Below are 16180 nucleotides of genomic sequence, written 5' to 3' on the forward strand. Positions count from 1 at the left end.
AAAGGCCTACCGAATGGCCACATCCCAGCAGCAAGACATCGCCGGTGAACCCAAGGTTCTCGTCGTCGGCGAGACACTCATCGACATTCTGCACCAGCGGGATGGAACCATCCAAGAGAGGCCGGGGGGCAGCTGTGCCAACGTGGCGCTGACCCTCGGCCGTCTCGACCGACGCCCCCAACTGCTGACCAACCTGGGCGATGACCAACACGGCCGTGACGCCACGGCCTGGCTGCAAGCTTCCGGTGTTACGGTCCATGCGCAACGGACAGCACGCACGTCAACCGCAACTGCGACCCTCGATGCAGACGGTGCGGCCGACTATGAGTTCGACATCGACTGGAGTCTGGCCATAGAGGAGGCTGTGAGACTTGTTTTAGCTGGTCTGGGACTGGCTGGCAGGATAGTTACCGGCCGCTCCACACTGTAGGTGTGACCCTTGGTACAACTGACCCTCATGGTGTCCTTTTGTGGACTTGTCCGTCTACGGTGATGGTGCGGCCGGTACCCGTCCGGCCCACCACGGTAGCTTGATTAGAAGATTGTCCACCCCTCGGGGCGTGACCCCTCACAGTTCTGTTCCGTCGTGATTCCTACCCGGACTGGCACCGGCCGCTAACGGCCACCAACCAAGTCCATCACAAGAGGAAAGCACGGTGACCGCTCTGTCTATCGTCTCTCATTGCCACCCATTTGTCGTCGGTGTCGATACTCACGCACGCAACCACGTTTACGCCATCCTTGACGCCACCAATGGCGCACTGCTGGATACGCAGTCATTCCCGACTACCGCAGCCGGCATCAACCGCGCCATCAAATGGGTAGCACGCCGCACCAACGCCGACGCCGATACTCTCTGGGTGATCGAGGGAGCCGCGTCCTACGGAGCGATCCTCGCCGGGACCGTAGCCGCCCACGGATTCCCCGTCACAGAAGCACCACGGATGGACGCCAAAAAGAACCGCGGCGTCGGCAAAACCGATGCCTTGGACGCCCACCGAATGGGCATGGCCGTGCTGTCGTTGCCGGTTGAGAAATTGCGCCGCCCCCGCTTGAACGAAGGGATCCGCCAAGGCTTGCGGATCCTGGTCACCGCACGCGAGTCCATGACCAAGGCCCGTACCCGTTCGATCAATGCATTGAACGCTTTGGTGCGCAGTAACGACCTCGGAATTGATGCCCACAGGAAGCTCACCCCAGTCCAGATCGAGGAGATCTCACGCTGGCGTGAACGCGAGGAAGAACTGGCTTTGAGTATCGCCCGTTCCGAGGCGGTACGCCTCGCCAAAAACATACTGGATCTCGGCGACCAGCTAAAGTCCAACGAGCAAAAGCTGGACGAGCTGGTCAAGGTCAGCGAAGCCGCGCCCCTGCTTGAGGAGAAGGGCTTCCAGGCGGTCGCCGCGGCGAAATGTCTGGTGGCATGGTCACACGAGGGACGGGTACGTAGCGAGGCTGCCTTCGCCTCTCTAGCCGGCGTAAATCCCATCCCTGCATCATCGGGAAACACCGTTCGGCATCGGCTGAACCGTGGAGGCGACAGAAGACTCAACAGTGCTCTACACATGGCCGCGATCACCAGGATGACCTATGAACCTGTAACCCGCGACTACGTCGAGAAACGCCGCGCCGAGGGCAAAACAGACAAGGAGATCCGGCGCTGCATCAAACGCTATCTGGCCCGTCGTGTGTTCAGAATTCTGACTGCCGCGGCTCAGGCGACAAAGATTCAGGAAGCGGCTTGACAGACATAGAAGAGTCCACCGGCGCCTCCACGGCGAAATCGGATACATCCCACCCGTGGAAGCAGAAACCAACTACTACTCAAACCTGCCCGCCATCAAAACGATGGAACGGGTCTAATAAACCCTCCACCAAACCCGGGGCTTGACAGTGCGATAATCGATAACGATGTCCGCCCCGAGTGCGCGCACGAACCCTGCATTGACGCTGCTCACGGTGGTGGCAACTGTGGCTCCTAGATGCTTCGCCAACTGGATCGCGACCGATCCCACGCCGCCGGATCCTCCATGGATGAGAACGGTTTGCCCAGCGTGCAGCTTGCCCATCTCCACAAGGCCCTGCCAGGCGGTCAGACCGACCACCGGCAGTGAGGCCGCTTCCAGCACGTCAACGGTTTCCGGGATCAAAGCGAGGTGATCCTGATGGACGGCGATAAGTTCAGCAAATGCCCCCATTCGGGATTGATCCGGGTAGGCATACACCTGCATCCCTGGCTTGAACTTCGAAACTTGCTGGCCAGTGGCCACGACCTCACCGGAGAACTCGCTGCCCATGACCATGGGCAGCTTGAAAGGAAAGATCTGCTTGAATTCACCTGTCCGGAGCCGTTCATCGCCGTGGTTGATTCCTGCTGCGCTCATTCGAACCAAGACCTCGTGGTCCGCAAGGATCGGTACAGGCATGTTCACCTGGGTGAGGGGATCGCCATATTTTTGGAGGACAAAGGCCTTCATTCCTGCTCCTGTAATTCCGCGGATGCGGATAATTTCGGTTTGCAGACCGCACCATCCGGTTGCATTGTGTTACCGGTTTTACCGTATACAATCTAGTAACAGAATGCAACCACTAAGGAGAGGTCCAGATGATCACATCGCCACGCTCCGGCTGCCCAATCAACCGGGCTCTTGAGATGATCGGTGACCAATGGAGCCTCGTGATCCTGCGGGACATCGCAGCATACGATCGGCGAAGCTTTCGTGAATTGTGTACCTCCAATGCAGAAAGGATCAGCGCTCCGGTGCTATCGAGGCGCCTCGCCGACCTGACAGAGGCCGGGTTCCTGACAAAAGCCGATGCCTCGCCGGGAAAGCAAGGCAAATACTCGCTGACCGAGTTGGGCCTTCAGACAATCCCGCTCATGGTGGAATTAGCCAGGCTCGGGGTTCTACTGGATCCCGCAACAGCCCAGAACGCGCCCGAATTCGTGCACCCGTCCAACACGGGCAGGTTGGAGTCCAAAATCGGGGAACTGCGCCTGCGGCATCTTGGCAACTGACATAGTCGGAGACGGCCACGACCGGAGTCTGACTTCCGTCGGCCTAACAGAAGTGAGAACAGCCGGGCTGGGATGGGTACGCCATCGTACTTCTCGAGGCAGTTACTCAGGCCAAATTTGTCGGATTGTGTGGGCGGATGACCGACGATGCCGTATTGGACTGCTCGCAGCCCTAAGGGAATTCACTGGCTGGCTGGGCTCAATACCGGGAATAGGACGGTCGGAGGGCCAATAGTTAGCAGCCGCCGGTGTGTCAACTGCAAGTTGGAACTGACCGCTAAAATTCAAGGAACGGTCAAGCTAAAATGCCGTCTATGGTCAGCTTAAAGTTGCAGCTAACACTAGGCACAGGTTGATGCCGGTGTCCGCACTGGGCCAAGCAGTGAAGAACTCGCAGAGATCAAAGCGTTGAAGGCTAGGGTCAAGGATTCTGAGGAAGCTAACGACATTTTGAAAGCGTCAGCGATTTTCTTCGCGAGGGAGCTGGACCCTCGCCGTCACTAAATACTGAGTTCATCGACCGGCAACGTGAACGTGGGTATGCAGTCCATCAGATCGGCCAGGCCCTGAGTATTCAGGGCCTGATGGTCTCTGCTCGCACGTATCGCAGCTGGAAAGCAGATGAGGCAGCGCCGCGCGTCGTTACCGACGTGTTGATCCTCAACAAGCTCTACGACCTACAAATGCTTGGCCAGGAGACGCTGAAGCTGAAGCCTGAAGCGCTCTACGGGCGACGAAAAATGCGGGACTGGTTGCAGCGTAACGGGATGGGTGATATCTCCAAGTACACCGTTGACCGGCTGATGCGTGTAGCTGGGATGAAGGGCCGGGTGCGGGGACGCAGGACGACTACGACAATCCGTTCCAAGGACAAAATTCGGGCCAAGGACCTGTTGAACAGGAACTTCTTCACTAATGCCCCGAACAAGGTTTAAGTCACGGAATTAACGTATGTTCCCATTCGTGACGGGTTCGCTTACGTGTCGTTCGTGATCGATTTGTTCTCCCGCAAAATCTTGTTGCGGGCCTCGTCGACCTCGCATGACACTGCGTTTGTGGAGGATGCTCTCCAACTTGCGCTCTGGCAGCGCTGCACTGAACGGCACCGTCATGTGAGGCCTGTGCTCGGCACCGTCCGCCATTCCGATGCCGGCTCGGAATGCACCTCTCCGGTTCCATTCTCCGTGGTGCACTTACAAAGAAGTGTGCTGGATCGTGGATTTGTATTGAGCGGCCAACACGTGTGTGGCCGCTCCTACTGCTCCTGCGGTATTGCGCAACTGCGCTGGAATGACTTTTGTCTTCAATGTAAGCATGGGAAGGAATTTTTCGGGACTCGCTGAGATTCCGCCGCCAATAATGATAAGGCCAGGCGCCATTAGGAATTCGAGATGCGAGAGGTAGCGGTTGAGGTGTTCGGCATATGCCGGCCAGCTCATTTCATTGCGTTCACGGGCGACTGCAGAGGTGGTGATCTCGGCGTCCTGTCCGTTGACTTGAAGATGCCCGAACTCGGTATTGGGTATGAGGGTTCCGTCCCATACGAGCGCGGAACCTACGCCTGTCCCCAAAGTGATGACCACAACGAGTCCTTTACGGTTTTGTCCTGCACCAAATTTGACTTCGGCAAGGCCTGCGGCATCAGCGTCATTTATTGTTCTGACTTCACGACCCAGCTGTTCCGCCATGAACTTGTTTACATCCAGCCCGATCCATGTGTCAGTAATGTTGGCGGCAGATTGTGCGACGCCGTTATGCAGAATGGCAGGCACGGCTATTCCAACGGGTGCGTTGGGTAGCGGTGCTAATGGAGAAAGCTCGAGCTCCTTGACCATTTCACAGATTGCCGTTGCCACTGCCGCTGGTGTTGCCACTTTTGGTGTCGGAATAGTCAACAGGGGTCCGGCCAGTTGGCCATTTTGTGCGCTAACTATCCCACTTTTTATCGATGTCCCGCCGATGTCGAATCCAATAGAGTACAGGGGGCGGTTGATGGCTGCCGGCTCCTGGATTATTGCTGGGTGATTCAGGAACCTTACCGGGGTGGTCATTTATCTTTTTCCTTGTAATTGATGCTCTACATTCACTACGGATGCTGTCTGTTGTTCGGAACTAGTGCGGTATCAGTAACCACGGGTACTGTCCCGGATGACGAGTTCGGGGGAGAACACGATGGGGCTCGGAGATTCATGGAACGCCGTCCCCATGGCAATCCCTTGCAGGAGCCGTTCGACAGCAGAGGCAGCCATTTCAACAACAGGGTTACGCACCGTGCTCAGAGGGGGACTGGCGTTCGCTGCAGCGCCCAGATCGTCAAAACCGATCACTGCGACGTCATGGGGGACTGATCTGCCATGGTCACGGAGTGCACTTAACGCTCCGAGTGCCATAAGGTCTGACGCTGCGAACACCGCGTCAACCTCCGGTTCTTGCTGCAAGATTTTGTTCATGGCTTCGTAGGCAGACGCGGTCGTGAAGTCACCTAGTGCGAGTAGATCAGAACGTAGATTTGCATCGGCGAGAGCATTTTTCCACCCTGTGGTGCGGTCCATGCCTGCAGTCATGTTGTGTGGTCCTGCTATGTGGGCAATACGGCGGCGTCCGAGATTGATCAGATGCTGGGTGGCTAAGTACCCACCGGCAATACTGTCGACGTCGACGTAGTGCAGAAGGTCCTTGTCGTGGAAGGGCCGTCCGACGAAGACCCCTGGTATGCGAGAGCCCATCACGGCGTCTTCAAGTCCGTCTTTGCGGTGGTGTGAGACGATGACGGCCCCATCCACGTATCCACCACGCAGATACGTAGCGATCCTTCCCCCGGACTCGTCCGGCCTGGCAATCAGGAGTACCAACTGTTTGTCGGAAGAGGCGAGGGCAGCACTGATACCACGAAGGGTGGCACCGATGAAGGGATCGGAAAGCACACGTTCGTCGGGCTCGGGAATTACCAACGCGATGGAGTCGGTGCGACGGGTGACCAGAGAACGCGCCGCACGATTAGGACTGTACCCGAGCAACGTAGCCGCAGCGTTGACTGCTGTTCGGGAGGCCGGTGACACGCGGAGCCCCCCGTTGATCACGCGAGAGGCGGTCGAACGGGAGACTCCGGCAGCTGCCGCAACCTCGTCCAAGGTTGGTGGCGAGGCCGCTATTAGTGAATTCTGGTATGGGGAGGTCACAAAGCTAACTTCCCATGGCTGATGAAGTCTCGAGTGCTCTTGCCAGCACGGCCGGAACAGCGTTTTCTTTCGCGACCTGTCCATACCAATGACCACTGGCTTTAACCGTGCGGTGCTGAGTTTCGAAGTCAACTCCCACGATTCCGAAACGCTTGCTGTACCCCCAAGCCCATTCGTAGTTATCTAGGAGTGACCACGCGAAATAACCGCGGACGTCAACGCCGACATCGATGGCATCCTTGATGGCTCGCAGGTGGAGGTCGTAGAAGTTGAGTCGGTTCTGATCGTTGACATAGCCGGAACTATCGGGAATGTCGTCGAACGCGCAGCCGTTCTCCGTCACGTACAAGGCCACTCCGCGAGGACCTGTGTAATCTGTCTGCAACCGAGTCAGCAGCCGGGTCAGCCCTTCGGGCTGGATTTCCCAGTTCTGGTCCGTCATCGGCAGGCCACGGTTGCGGACCTTGACGCCTTCAGCCGCCGGGTACGGGGACTGTGTGATTCGTGAGACGGGAGCGCTGCCGTCAACTGCGTCCGGATACTCGCGATAGGAAACTTCCTCACCGTGGTAATAGTTCACGCCCAGAGTATCGATCGGGGTGGAAATGATCTCCAGATCGCCGTCCTGGATGTGCGATTCTAGAACTCCGCCGAGCCCGGCTTCTGCCAAATCGGGGAACAGGTCTTGAGGATATTCACCCCGCAGAATGGGATCAGTAAAGACTCGGTTCATCTGGCAATCAATGCGCCGGGCCGCATCAACGTCCTTGGGATCGTTGGGATCCACCGGGTCAGCGACCGTGAAGTTCAGGGTGATCCCAAGATTCGCTTCCGGTTGACGGCTCCGGATCTCCTGAGTGACAAGACCATGCCCGAGCATCTGGTGATGTGCTGCAGCGAGTGCATCGGGGTAGGAGGTTTTGCCGGGTGCATGCACACCGGCACCGTAGCTAAGGAAGGATGAGCACCACGGTTCATTCAGAGTGGTCCAAATATTGACACGGTCGGCAAGGGCTTCGTGCATGGTCAGGGCATACTCGGTGAAGCGGTAGGCCGAGTCGCGATTGGCCCAGCCGCCGTTGTTTTCCAGTGCTGCCGGGTGATCCCAATGGAACAACGTCACCCACGGCAGGATGTCCTTGGCAAGTAGTTCGTCCACGAGGCGCGAGTAGTAGTCGACGCCGAGTTGGTTGACGCCTGCTGGGCCAGAGACTGCGTCTGGGCGAACTCGGGCCCAGGAGATTGAGAAACGGTACGCGTCAAGGTTCAGGGATTTCATCAGCTCAACATCGTCTTTGTAACGGTTGTATTGATCGCACGCAACGTCCCCATTGTCGCCTCCCAAGACGGCCCCCGGAACTCGTGCGAACGTGTCCCACACGGAGTCCTTGCGTCCGTCATGTTGGCTGGCACCCTCGACTTGGAACGCTGCCGTGGCAGCTCCCCAGAGGAACCCATCGGGGAACTGAATCCGTGCATTGCTGTTGAGGTTCAAGTTGTTGGTCATCCTTTTACTGCTCCTGACATGATGCCGGTAACGAGCTGTTTGCCCGCGAAGATAAATACGACGATCAGGGGGATCGTCGACAGGATTACGCCGGCCATGATGAGCGAGTAGTCCTGGAAATAGCCCGCCTGTAATTGGCGTATCACCAGAGGCAGGGTCGGATTTTTGTTGGTGAGGATAATCGAGGGCCAGAAGAAGTTGGTCCAGCTGCCAATAAACGTGAAGAGCGCAAGCATTGCGGCGGCGGGGCGTGCTGCCGGCATGGCGATGTGCCAGAACGTCTGGATCATGGAAGCGCCGTCCATCCTGGCGGCTTCGATGAGTTCGTAGGGGAGGGCATTCTCGAGGTACTGGGTCATCCAGAAAACACCGAATGCTGTCACCATGCCGGGCACGATGACGGAGACGAGCTTACCGGACCAGCCGATGTTGGACATCACCACGAACAGCGGAATCACGCCAAGCTGGGTGGGTACCGCCATGGTGGCAATAACGAATACCAAGAGAGGTCCGCGGCCCTTGAACCGCAGTTTTGCAAAAGAATATCCGGCTAGCGTCGAGAAGATAACCACCGAGAACGACTGCAGTACGGCAACGATCGTGGAGTTCAGCAGACCCTTTAGAAGAGGAATATCAGAGTCCAGGATGCGTTGGAAGTTCGCGATCAGCTCCCCACCAGGAATCAGGCTGGGAATCGCCGTCTTGGAGATCGTGAGCTGATCCGAGGAAGCAAGCAAGAAGGTGTAGTAGAGCGGATAGATCGAGATGAGAAGAACGACGACGAGGATTGCGTAGGTGACCCAGCGCGGACGGCGGTCTGCACCACCGGCTAGTCGGCGACGTTTGCGGCCCTCCGAGCGGGCAGCGCCTTTACCGGAGGTTTGGGCAATGACGGGAAGCGAAGTCATTTTTTCCTCGTTGCTGTGGAAATGGTGGTCTTGGACTTATTCTTGTCAGGCTTTGAGCTACCCGAATCCGAGATGCGGCGGGTGATCGCGAAGTTGATGACACCGATCGCAACGATGATGAAGAGCAGGATCAGCGCTACCGCGGAGGCGCGGCCGAAGTTCTTCTGGTTGCCCCAGCCGAGATCGTAGATGTACATTGTCACGGTGATCCACTGTTTGCTGGCACCGCCGGTTCCGGCGGCGTCGAAAACACGTGCTTCGTCGAAGATTTGCAGGCCTCCGATGGTGGCGGTCACGATAATGAAGATGAGAGTGGCGCGCAGCTGAGGAACAGTGATGGAAATGAACTGCCGGTATCGCCCGGCGCCATCGATAATCGCAGCTTCGTAGAGTTCCTTGGGAATGGTCTGCATTGCGGCAAGAAAAATTAGGGTGTTGTAGCCGGTCCAGCGGAAGTTCACCATACTTGCGATCGCGATATGGCTGGGGATGACATCTGAATGCCAGGCGATCGGGTCCATTCCGAAAGTTTCCACAACTGCGTTGATGAGACCGTACTGGTCGCCAAAAAGGCGGGAGAAGATCAGGCCAACGGCAACGGGAGCAACAACGTATGGCAAGAGAACGCCCATACGCCAAAACGTCTTGGCGCGAATATTGGCATTGAGTACCGCTGCGAGCAAAAGCGCGACGGTGACCTGCGGGACCGAAGAGAGCAGGAAGATCGAGAAACTATTGCGCAGCGCCTTCCAGAAGGTGGGCTGGTTGAAAACATCGACATAGTTCTGGAATCCAACGAATTTTCCCTGTCCGAGCAGCAGGTGCCATTCATGAACCGAGACGTAAGCCGTATAAACAAGAGGGAAAAGCCCCGTGATGGCGAAAAGTATAAAGAACGGTGAAATGTAGAGGTAGGGGGAAAGCTTGACGTCCCACTTGCCGCGTTTCTGACTGAATGCGACGCGGCGCGGAGACTTCTCCTTCTCAAGCACAGGCTTAGGAGCAGTTTGTACTGACATGAAAGATTCCTTCGGAAGATTTGTGAGCGTCAGTGAGCTGTGTCGGGCGCCGTGGATACCCCAACGGCGCCCGACAGGATCAGCGAGTCTCGCCTCAGCGAGCTCAGGAACGCTTAGCTCAGAAGCCGAGTTCTGAGAATTCGGTCAGCACGCCATTCCACGACGCCGCGGCATCCTGGGACTTGTCTACGTCCACACGAGTGATTCCGTTTTGCACGGCGGAGTGGATCGTGAAGAAGTTCGGGCCTTGGAATACTGGGGGCGCATCATTGAGTGCGACCGCTCGTGAGGAAAAGATCTGGCCGGTCGGAGCATCGTTGAAGAAGTCATTCTTGGAATCCAGAAGCACCTGCGAGCTCTGAGCTTCGATCTGGCTCGGGAAGGTTCCAGCGGTCTCGAAAGCCTTGGTTTGCTGTTCGGGTGCGGTCAGCCAAGCGGCGAGTTTCCTTGCTTCTTCGGTGTGCTTGCCCGAAGCAGGGACAGTGAGGAAGGATCCACCCCAGTTGCCGCCGCCGCCGGGGTATACGTCAGCGATGTTCCATCCTTCGACTCCGCCGGCGCGCTCTTCAATGGGACCAGTCATCCACGCGGGGCAGAGCATGGTCGCGAATCCGTTGTTCTGGAACGCGGAATCCCAGTCGCTTTCCCACTGGGTAAGTCCGGCGGAAAGGTCAGTCGATTCCTTCAGGACCTTGGTGAACATGTCCTTGATGGTTTTGTTGTCGGCAAGTTTGGTGGGTTCACCACTTGTGGGGTCCTCGTACGCGGCCTCGAGTTGGCCAACCATACTGTGGAATGTGGCGTTAGCCGAGTCGAACCAGGCTGTGTCGGATTTTGCTACAAATTTGTGCCCGGCTTCGAAATAGTCTTCCCAGGTAGCGTTTTTGCCACCGAGGAACTCGGCGAATGCTGCTGGGTCAGACGGTAGCCCGGCAGCCTTGACGAGATCTTCGCGGTAGCAGACGGCCTGGGGCCCGATATCGGTTCCGTAACCAATCAGGGTGCCGTCAGGTGTACGCCCTTGCGATTCCTTCCAAGGCAGCCATCGCCCTTCAACATCAGCGGACGCCAAGTCCATGAAGGCATTCGGGAGCTGGGAGAGTTCGGGCATCCAGTCAATTTCAATAGCTTCAATGTCGGCGAGACCTTCGCCGCCGGCTGCCAGCCGGGTGGTGAGGTTGGTGCGGGCATCAGGTGCGGTTGCAGCCTGCTGGTGCTTGACTGTGACGTGCGGGTTGGCGTCGGTGTACTCCTTGAGGAGTTCAGCGGTAAACCCAAAGTTATTGAACGTGGCAACGGTGAGGGTGACATCTGAGCCGTCACTGTCTGAAGACGGCGTACTGCTCGAACATCCTGAAGCGAGCAGGGTGATGGCGGCCAGCGAAGCGATCGCCGCCCATTTCTTGCCGATGGGTAAACGCATATTGACTCCTTTGTCCAAGACCGATCTTGTTATCGGTCGTGAGAAAATCGTTCACACCCCAGCCGAGCATGGACTCGCGTCGGGGATCTTGAGGCGTGACGTAACTAATACTTTAATTCATAAACGGGAGCGCTTCCATGAAGCTGACCCAATAATGCTATGACCGTGGAAGCGCTGTCAAGGGTACTCATTGAAATATATCTGGAAGCGCTCCCGGTTCCGCGCAGGGCTGCAGAATTTAGCAGGCGTACGTTACTGAATTGTTATTTTTGTCCGGCTCGCGGAGCGCTTGCCAGGTGTGCTTCCTGGGCTAGAAGCCATAAATCATGTCGTAGGCAACCTGAGGCAGAAACTCACCTGCCGTGGAGCCCATTCCCACTCCGCAATCACCATCGGATTCGCCGGGGGTCTTGATCCAGAGAAGCATTTCGGCCCCCGCTCCGTGCTGGCTCGCGGCACCGATTCTTTGGCCGCCCGGGTTGCACCACGGGGTAGTTGAGTTTCCAGTGGCGTTGCGACTGGAGTCGATCACATACGGCTTCGTGTAACTAAAGCGCGCATGGAGTTCAGCGTTGACGGCATTCCCGTAGGCGGTGTTCTCGGCGTTGCTGTGATAGTTGGAAATATTCAGAGAGAAGCCATGGGCGCCCTGTAGTCCTGCCGCATTGAGCCGCTGGGCCATCGTTGCGGCGTCAATCCATCCGGGGTTACCGGCGTCCAAATATGTCCAGGCGTTAGGTGCCTGTGCGTTGAGCTGGGCAATGGCATTGATCAGCATGTTTTGCCGGTCGCCCACTTGCGATGAACTCATGCAGTCGAAGTCACCGAGTGCATCGGGTTCCAAGATGACGAGTGCCGGCCTATCGGCGATACCACCTGCAAAGCTTGCGATCCACGTGTTGTAGGCGTCCAAAGAGCCTGCACCGCCACCGGAGTGCCCTCCGCATGCGTCGCGACCTGCAATGTTGTAGGCGACCATGATGGGAAGTTTGTCGTGATAAGCGGCTGCGCCGACGTATGCGCCGGTGGCGGTACCGATGGTTCCGCTCCAACTGCCGAACCATCGCGCCATTGGCTGCTGCCCGATTGACGTGCGAATGGCGTTCGACCTGCCGTCTTGGGGGTTGGCGTCAGCCCACTGGAGGGCGGTTGAGTCCGGGTCGACATAGAACTCGTTCGTGAGTTCAGGTGGACTTGCGGCAGAAGCGATGGGTGCTGTGCCGAGCGAGGCCAGTGCCACGGCCAGGGCAGTTGCGGCGATGCGAATGCGAGGTCCTGATGACAAGCGCATTTGTTGCTCCGATCTATTGGGATTGGGTGGCTGATATCAGCCGGTTTCCAGTGGAGAATCACTATTTCCGGTCCGCGCTGTCCCTGCTCTAGTTCGCGAATGATCGTACGGGAACTGGGGGCGGTTTTTGGCGGTATCTTGCAGATTGGTTGCGACTAGGAAGCGAAAAGACGCCCAACTATTTGGGAGCGATCCCGGATGATTTCCAGAGTGGCTAAGTCAGCATGTCCCGCCATTCGACCTGCTGTCAATAGCATCTGGGAATCAATGACACCAGACTCGCGATGACCTACACGCATGTTTTTGGAAGCGGTCCCGGCTTGTCGGGCGCTAGTTTCGGTGGTAGCTTCTAGCCATCCCTTGAAGTGACGCGCCGCACACAACTTGTGTGGAAGCGCTCCTAAATAGTTTGGAGATTCTGTGGTTGCTCTTGACCGGACGCCCCGTGGGCGTGCTGCTCGAATATCCGTTTTGACAACATCCGCCTTGATGCTGAGTATGGTGGCGGCGCCATTGGCGATCGCCGGCCCTGGCGTTGCCGCGCATGACTTCACCGATGGCAACACCTCAGGATGGCATGCCTATGCCAATGCCGGTGCGGTCTCGTCGTCGGTTGACACCGGCGAATTTTGCGCTGTGGTGGAAGGAGGCGACAACCCTTGGGATATCGCAGCTCAACTCGACGAAGTTGTTTTTGAGCGTGGGTCCACCTATGAGGTTTCATTCGACGCACATGCATCCGCGGCCCTGAGCATCCCGATGCAGGGAGGTGTTGGCTACCCTGCTGCGTTCGCCCACTCTGTGGCCTTGGACGGGACTGACACGCCACAACATATCGAGTTTACTTTTTCTCCTGAGGAATGGCCCACAGCCGCGGAGACCCCAGAATCACCGGTGGAGGATTCTTGGAACACAGCGACGGGCAACATCTCCTTCCAGCTGGGCAACCAGGATCAGCCATACACCGTGTGCTTTGACAACTTTTCCGTGGTGAACAGGTCCGTGGAACAAATCGTGGGGGGTGACTTTGAGGATGGGGAACTTTCTCCCTTCTACGCGGCCGGACTCGGGGTGAGCAGCAAGGTCGTTGCTGGAGTCCTGGAAGTAGACCTCCAAGGTGGCACGGTCGATAAGTGGGATCAACTTGTTGGCTTTAACGGGGTGATCATTGAACCGGGCGTCACGTACACGCTTTCCTTTGACGCAGGCTCGTCAAGCGGCCGTCCAGTCCGGGTTGTTCTCGGCGACGACGAGCCGCCGCACGATGTGCTTTTTGAACAAACGCCCACGCTCACACCAGGCATTTCCCATTATGAATACACCTTTACCGCTTCGGCAGGATTTCCATCCACAGATGCCGAAACGCCAGGCCTTGGTGAAGTTTCCTTCCAGTTAGGTGGATCGCCAGAGCCTTGGACATTTAGTTTGGACAATGTCTCTCTTCTGAGCGGCACTGTGGCACAGAAATTCACTCCAGAAACGGGGCCTCGCGTTCGAGTGAATCAGGTGGGTTACCTTCCTGATGGGCCGAAGCAGGCCACGCTCGTGACCGACGCAAGTGATGGTGTTGAATGGAAGCTCCTGGGCGCCGGCGGCGTGGTGATGGTTGTGGGACAGACTGTGCCTGCAGGAATCGATGTAACCGCAGGTCTAAACGTTCATGAGTTGGACTTCAGCACATACAACAAGCCCGGGACATACACCTTGGTCGCGGACGGGGAGGAAAGCTACTCATTTGTCATCGATGAGAGCATTTATCAACAACTGCGGTATGACGCCATGAATTATTTTTACCCTGTGCGTAGTGGTATCGCGATCGACGGTTCAGTCATGGTGGGCCAGCCTGATTCCGAAAAGTACACACGGCCCGCCGGGCACGTTGAGAATCCCAGCAGTTCTCTGGAGGAAGGCAGCGCCAATCAGGGAGATTATGACGTGGCCTGCCTTACCCCGGCGACCGAGGGTGAGTATTGGATGTACGGCGACTGGTCTTGCAACTACACTTCCGACGTCGTGGGCGGTTGGTACGACGCCGGTGACCATGGAAAGTATGTTGTCAATGGTGGTCTAGCCGTGGCGCAGATCCTCGGTACGTACGAGCGCACGCTGTCCAGTCCCACCGGCGCTAGTGCCGACCTGGGCGATGGCTCACTGAATATTCCCTTGGATGAGAGCAGTAATGGTGTTCCGGACCCGCTGGACGAGGCCCGCTGGGAACTTGAATGGATGATGAAAATGCAGGTTCCGAGCGATGCAGACTTGTACGCCGGTATGGTTCATCATAAAGTTGCCGACGTCGACTGGACCGGGCTTCCGCTGCTACCTTCGGATGGTCCGCAGGAGCGTTACCTGCATCGTCCCTCGAGCGCTGCCACCTTGAATTTTGCTGCCGTGGCTGCACAGGGTGCACGCTTGTGGGAACAGTACGATCAAGAGTTTGCCGCGGATCTTCTTGCAGCCGGAAAGATCGCTTGGGCTGCCGCCCTCGAGACTCCGGACCTGTACGCGCCAGCGCCGAATACAGACCCCAGCCCCGGCAGTGGCCCCTACGATGATGACAACGTTTTAGACGAGTTTTACTGGGCGGCGGCAGAAATGTTCTTGACCACCAGTGAGCTGGGCTTCAAGGACTACGTGCTCGCAAGCGATTACAACACCGCCGATATTTGGACTGCAGGGGGACTCAACTGGTTCGAAACGGCCGCATTGGGGCGCATGAACCTTGCAACGGTTGAGTCGGACATCCCCGGACGTACAGAAATCCGCAGCTCGGTGATTGCAGCGGCTGAAAAATACCTTCTGTGGCAGCAGGGACAACCGTTTGGCACGGCATACCCTGGCGTCGATGGACAGTACGACTGGGGTTCGAACAGCTCTATTCTCAACAACCAAATCGTTTTGGGCACTGCCTTTGACCTCACCAGTGACCAACGGTTTGCTGATGGTGTAATAGAAGCGATGGATTATTTACTGGGCCGCAATGCCCTCAATCATTCCTACATCACTGGTTACGGCCACCAATATTCGAAGAATCAGCACAGCCGGTGGTTCTCACATTCACTCGATCCGAGCCTGCCCAACCCGCCCCGCGGGTCGGTATCCGGTGGTCCGAATTCCATGACAGAAACCTGGGATCCTGTCATCAAAATGTTCTACAACGAAACCGACAACTGCGCACCACAGCTGTGCTATGTGGATGACATCCAGTCATGGTCTACCAACGAAATCACTGTGAACTGGAATTCCGCGATGTCTTGGGTAGCGTCATTTGTTGCGGACCAAGCGGCCGGCAATGAATCCGGGGCTGGAGGCATGGTGCACGTCGACCAGCAACCCGCCGACCTCTCAGTCTTAAGCGGAGAGACTGCGCATTTCACAGCCTCGGCAACGGGAAAGCCCGCACCGTCCGTACAATGGCAACAGTTCAAGAACGGTGAGTGGGAGGACGTCTCGGGCGCCGTGGTCTCGACGTTGACGCTGTCAACGACGATCGCGGATCACGGACGATCTTACCGAGCATATTTCTTCAATGAATTCGGAGGCGTTTACTCTGACGTCGCCACCCTTGTTGTGAGGAATGTTCCGGACGCGTCTGAGTCTGATCCGACGCCGGACCCGAGCATCGAACCCACAGTGGTCCCGACGTCGGAACCGGAGGATGATTCGTCCCAAGGTGATCCGGCGAGGGACACAGAGAAATCCAAATTAGCAGCCACGGGTTTTGGAATGCAGTGGACGGTCTTTGCCGTCCTCGTTTTGGTCCTCATTGGCACTGGGGTCGTCCTTCTAGGACGGAGGGCAACTGGGGAGGGCTCGTAGCGTCCCTAGTCTCCC

Annotated in this window: 13 protein-coding genes and 1 pseudogene; 6 read left to right on the forward strand and 8 right to left on the reverse strand. The window is 57.2% G+C overall.

The genetic code is table 11. The annotated features are described in order from the left end of the window. Positions 1 to 13 precede the first annotated feature (13 nt). Both ACX80D_RS05850 and ACX80D_RS05855 read left to right on the forward strand, forming a co-directional pair. The gene (locus ACX80D_RS05850) at positions 14 to 430 is read left to right on the forward strand and encodes a PfkB family carbohydrate kinase (protein ID WP_459321707.1); all 417 of its coding nucleotides are present in this window, start codon (positions 14 to 16) and stop codon (positions 428 to 430) included. Between the two features lie 226 nt (positions 431 to 656). Continuing rightward, on the forward strand, positions 657 to 1745 hold the full coding sequence (locus tag ACX80D_RS05855) for an IS110 family RNA-guided transposase (protein WP_459321708.1): 1089 nt from the start codon (positions 657 to 659) through the stop codon (positions 1743 to 1745). Between the two features lie 114 nt (positions 1746 to 1859). On the opposite strand, the gene ACX80D_RS05860 is transcribed toward ACX80D_RS05855, so the two are convergent. After that, positions 1860 to 2477, reverse strand: coding sequence for an NADP-dependent oxidoreductase (locus ACX80D_RS05860; protein WP_459321709.1), 618 nt, complete (start codon positions 2475 to 2477; stop codon positions 1860 to 1862). A 128-nt stretch (positions 2478 to 2605) separates the two neighbouring features. Between ACX80D_RS05860 and ACX80D_RS05865 the strand changes: the two genes are divergently transcribed. The 3 genes and pseudogenes from ACX80D_RS05865 to ACX80D_RS05875 form a co-directional block, all read left to right on the forward strand. Continuing rightward, a complete protein-coding gene (locus tag ACX80D_RS05865; RefSeq protein ID WP_459321710.1) occupies positions 2606 to 3019 on the forward strand; it encodes a winged helix-turn-helix transcriptional regulator in 414 nt (137 codons plus the stop codon). 584 nt (positions 3020 to 3603) lie between these two features. Beyond that, the gene (locus tag ACX80D_RS05870) at positions 3604 to 3954 is read left to right on the forward strand and encodes an IS3 family transposase (protein ID WP_459321711.1); all 351 of its coding nucleotides are present in this window, start codon (positions 3604 to 3606) and stop codon (positions 3952 to 3954) included. A gap of 18 nt (positions 3955 to 3972) precedes the next feature. Continuing rightward, positions 3973 to 4176, forward strand: a pseudogene (locus ACX80D_RS05875) (hypothetical protein); the annotation flags it as partial. 36 nt (positions 4177 to 4212) lie between these two features. Here ACX80D_RS05875 and ppgK read toward each other — a convergent pair. The 7 genes from ppgK to ACX80D_RS05910 form a co-directional block, all read right to left on the reverse strand. Further along, the gene (ppgK, locus tag ACX80D_RS05880; RefSeq protein WP_459321712.1) at positions 4213 to 5070 is read right to left on the reverse strand and encodes a polyphosphate--glucose phosphotransferase; all 858 of its coding nucleotides are present in this window, start codon (positions 5068 to 5070) and stop codon (positions 4213 to 4215) included. A gap of 72 nt (positions 5071 to 5142) precedes the next feature. After that, complete coding sequence (locus tag ACX80D_RS05885) at positions 5143 to 6198, reverse strand: LacI family DNA-binding transcriptional regulator (protein WP_459321713.1); 1056 nt, start codon at positions 6196 to 6198, stop codon at positions 5143 to 5145. A gap of 4 nt (positions 6199 to 6202) precedes the next feature. Continuing rightward, positions 6203 to 7705 carry a GH1 family beta-glucosidase gene (locus ACX80D_RS05890; RefSeq protein ID WP_459321714.1) on the reverse strand — a complete coding sequence of 501 codons (1503 nt, stop codon included), beginning with the start codon at positions 7703 to 7705 and terminating at the stop codon, positions 6203 to 6205. After that, positions 7702 to 8613, reverse strand: coding sequence for a carbohydrate ABC transporter permease (locus ACX80D_RS05895; RefSeq protein ID WP_459321715.1), 912 nt, complete (start codon positions 8611 to 8613; stop codon positions 7702 to 7704). The genes ACX80D_RS05890 and ACX80D_RS05895 overlap by 4 nt, the downstream gene beginning before the upstream one ends. Continuing rightward, positions 8610 to 9632, reverse strand: coding sequence for a carbohydrate ABC transporter permease (locus ACX80D_RS05900; protein ID WP_459321716.1), 1023 nt, complete (start codon positions 9630 to 9632; stop codon positions 8610 to 8612). The genes ACX80D_RS05895 and ACX80D_RS05900 overlap by 4 nt, the downstream gene beginning before the upstream one ends. 118 nt (positions 9633 to 9750) lie before the next feature. Next, positions 9751 to 11055, reverse strand: coding sequence for an ABC transporter substrate-binding protein (locus ACX80D_RS05905; RefSeq protein ID WP_459321717.1), 1305 nt, complete (start codon positions 11053 to 11055; stop codon positions 9751 to 9753). 310 nt (positions 11056 to 11365) lie between these two features. After that, positions 11366 to 12346 carry a glycoside hydrolase family 6 protein gene (locus ACX80D_RS05910; RefSeq protein WP_459321718.1) on the reverse strand — a complete coding sequence of 327 codons (981 nt, stop codon included), beginning with the start codon at positions 12344 to 12346 and terminating at the stop codon, positions 11366 to 11368. Between the two features lie 471 nt (positions 12347 to 12817). On the opposite strand from ACX80D_RS05910, the gene ACX80D_RS05915 reads away from it, so the two are divergent. Continuing rightward, positions 12818 to 16165 (forward strand): glycoside hydrolase family 9 protein, encoded by a 3348-nt coding sequence (locus ACX80D_RS05915; RefSeq protein WP_459321719.1) that lies wholly within the window; start codon positions 12818 to 12820, stop codon positions 16163 to 16165. Positions 16166 to 16180: the final 15 nt, after the last annotated feature.

It is taken from the genome of Arthrobacter sp. Sr24, assembly GCF_054511175.1.

What these genes read in the sequence shown, in the direction of transcription:
- ACX80D_RS05850 (WP_459321707.1), top strand. Translation starts at nt 14, where the DNA reads ATGGCCACATCCCAGCAGCAAGACATCGCCGGTGAACCCAAGGTTCTC.
- ACX80D_RS05860 (WP_459321709.1), bottom strand. Translation starts at nt 2,477, where the DNA reads ATGAAGGCCTTTGTCCTCCAAAAATATGGCGATCCCCTCACCCAGGTG.
- ACX80D_RS05865 (WP_459321710.1), top strand. Translation starts at nt 2,606, where the DNA reads ATGATCACATCGCCACGCTCCGGCTGCCCAATCAACCGGGCTCTTGAG.
- ACX80D_RS05870 (WP_459321711.1), top strand. Translation starts at nt 3,604, where the DNA reads ATGGTCTCTGCTCGCACGTATCGCAGCTGGAAAGCAGATGAGGCAGCG.
- ppgK (WP_459321712.1), bottom strand. Translation starts at nt 5,070, where the DNA reads ATGACCACCCCGGTAAGGTTCCTGAATCACCCAGCAATAATCCAGGAG.
- ACX80D_RS05890 (WP_459321714.1), bottom strand. Translation starts at nt 7,705, where the DNA reads ATGACCAACAACTTGAACCTCAACAGCAATGCACGGATTCAGTTCCCC.
- ACX80D_RS05895 (WP_459321715.1), bottom strand. Translation starts at nt 8,613, where the DNA reads ATGACTTCGCTTCCCGTCATTGCCCAAACCTCCGGTAAAGGCGCTGCC.
- ACX80D_RS05900 (WP_459321716.1), bottom strand. Translation starts at nt 9,632, where the DNA reads ATGTCAGTACAAACTGCTCCTAAGCCTGTGCTTGAGAAGGAGAAGTCT.
- ACX80D_RS05905 (WP_459321717.1), bottom strand. Translation starts at nt 11,055, where the DNA reads ATGCGTTTACCCATCGGCAAGAAATGGGCGGCGATCGCTTCGCTGGCC.
- ACX80D_RS05910 (WP_459321718.1), bottom strand. Translation starts at nt 12,346, where the DNA reads ATGCGCTTGTCATCAGGACCTCGCATTCGCATCGCCGCAACTGCCCTG.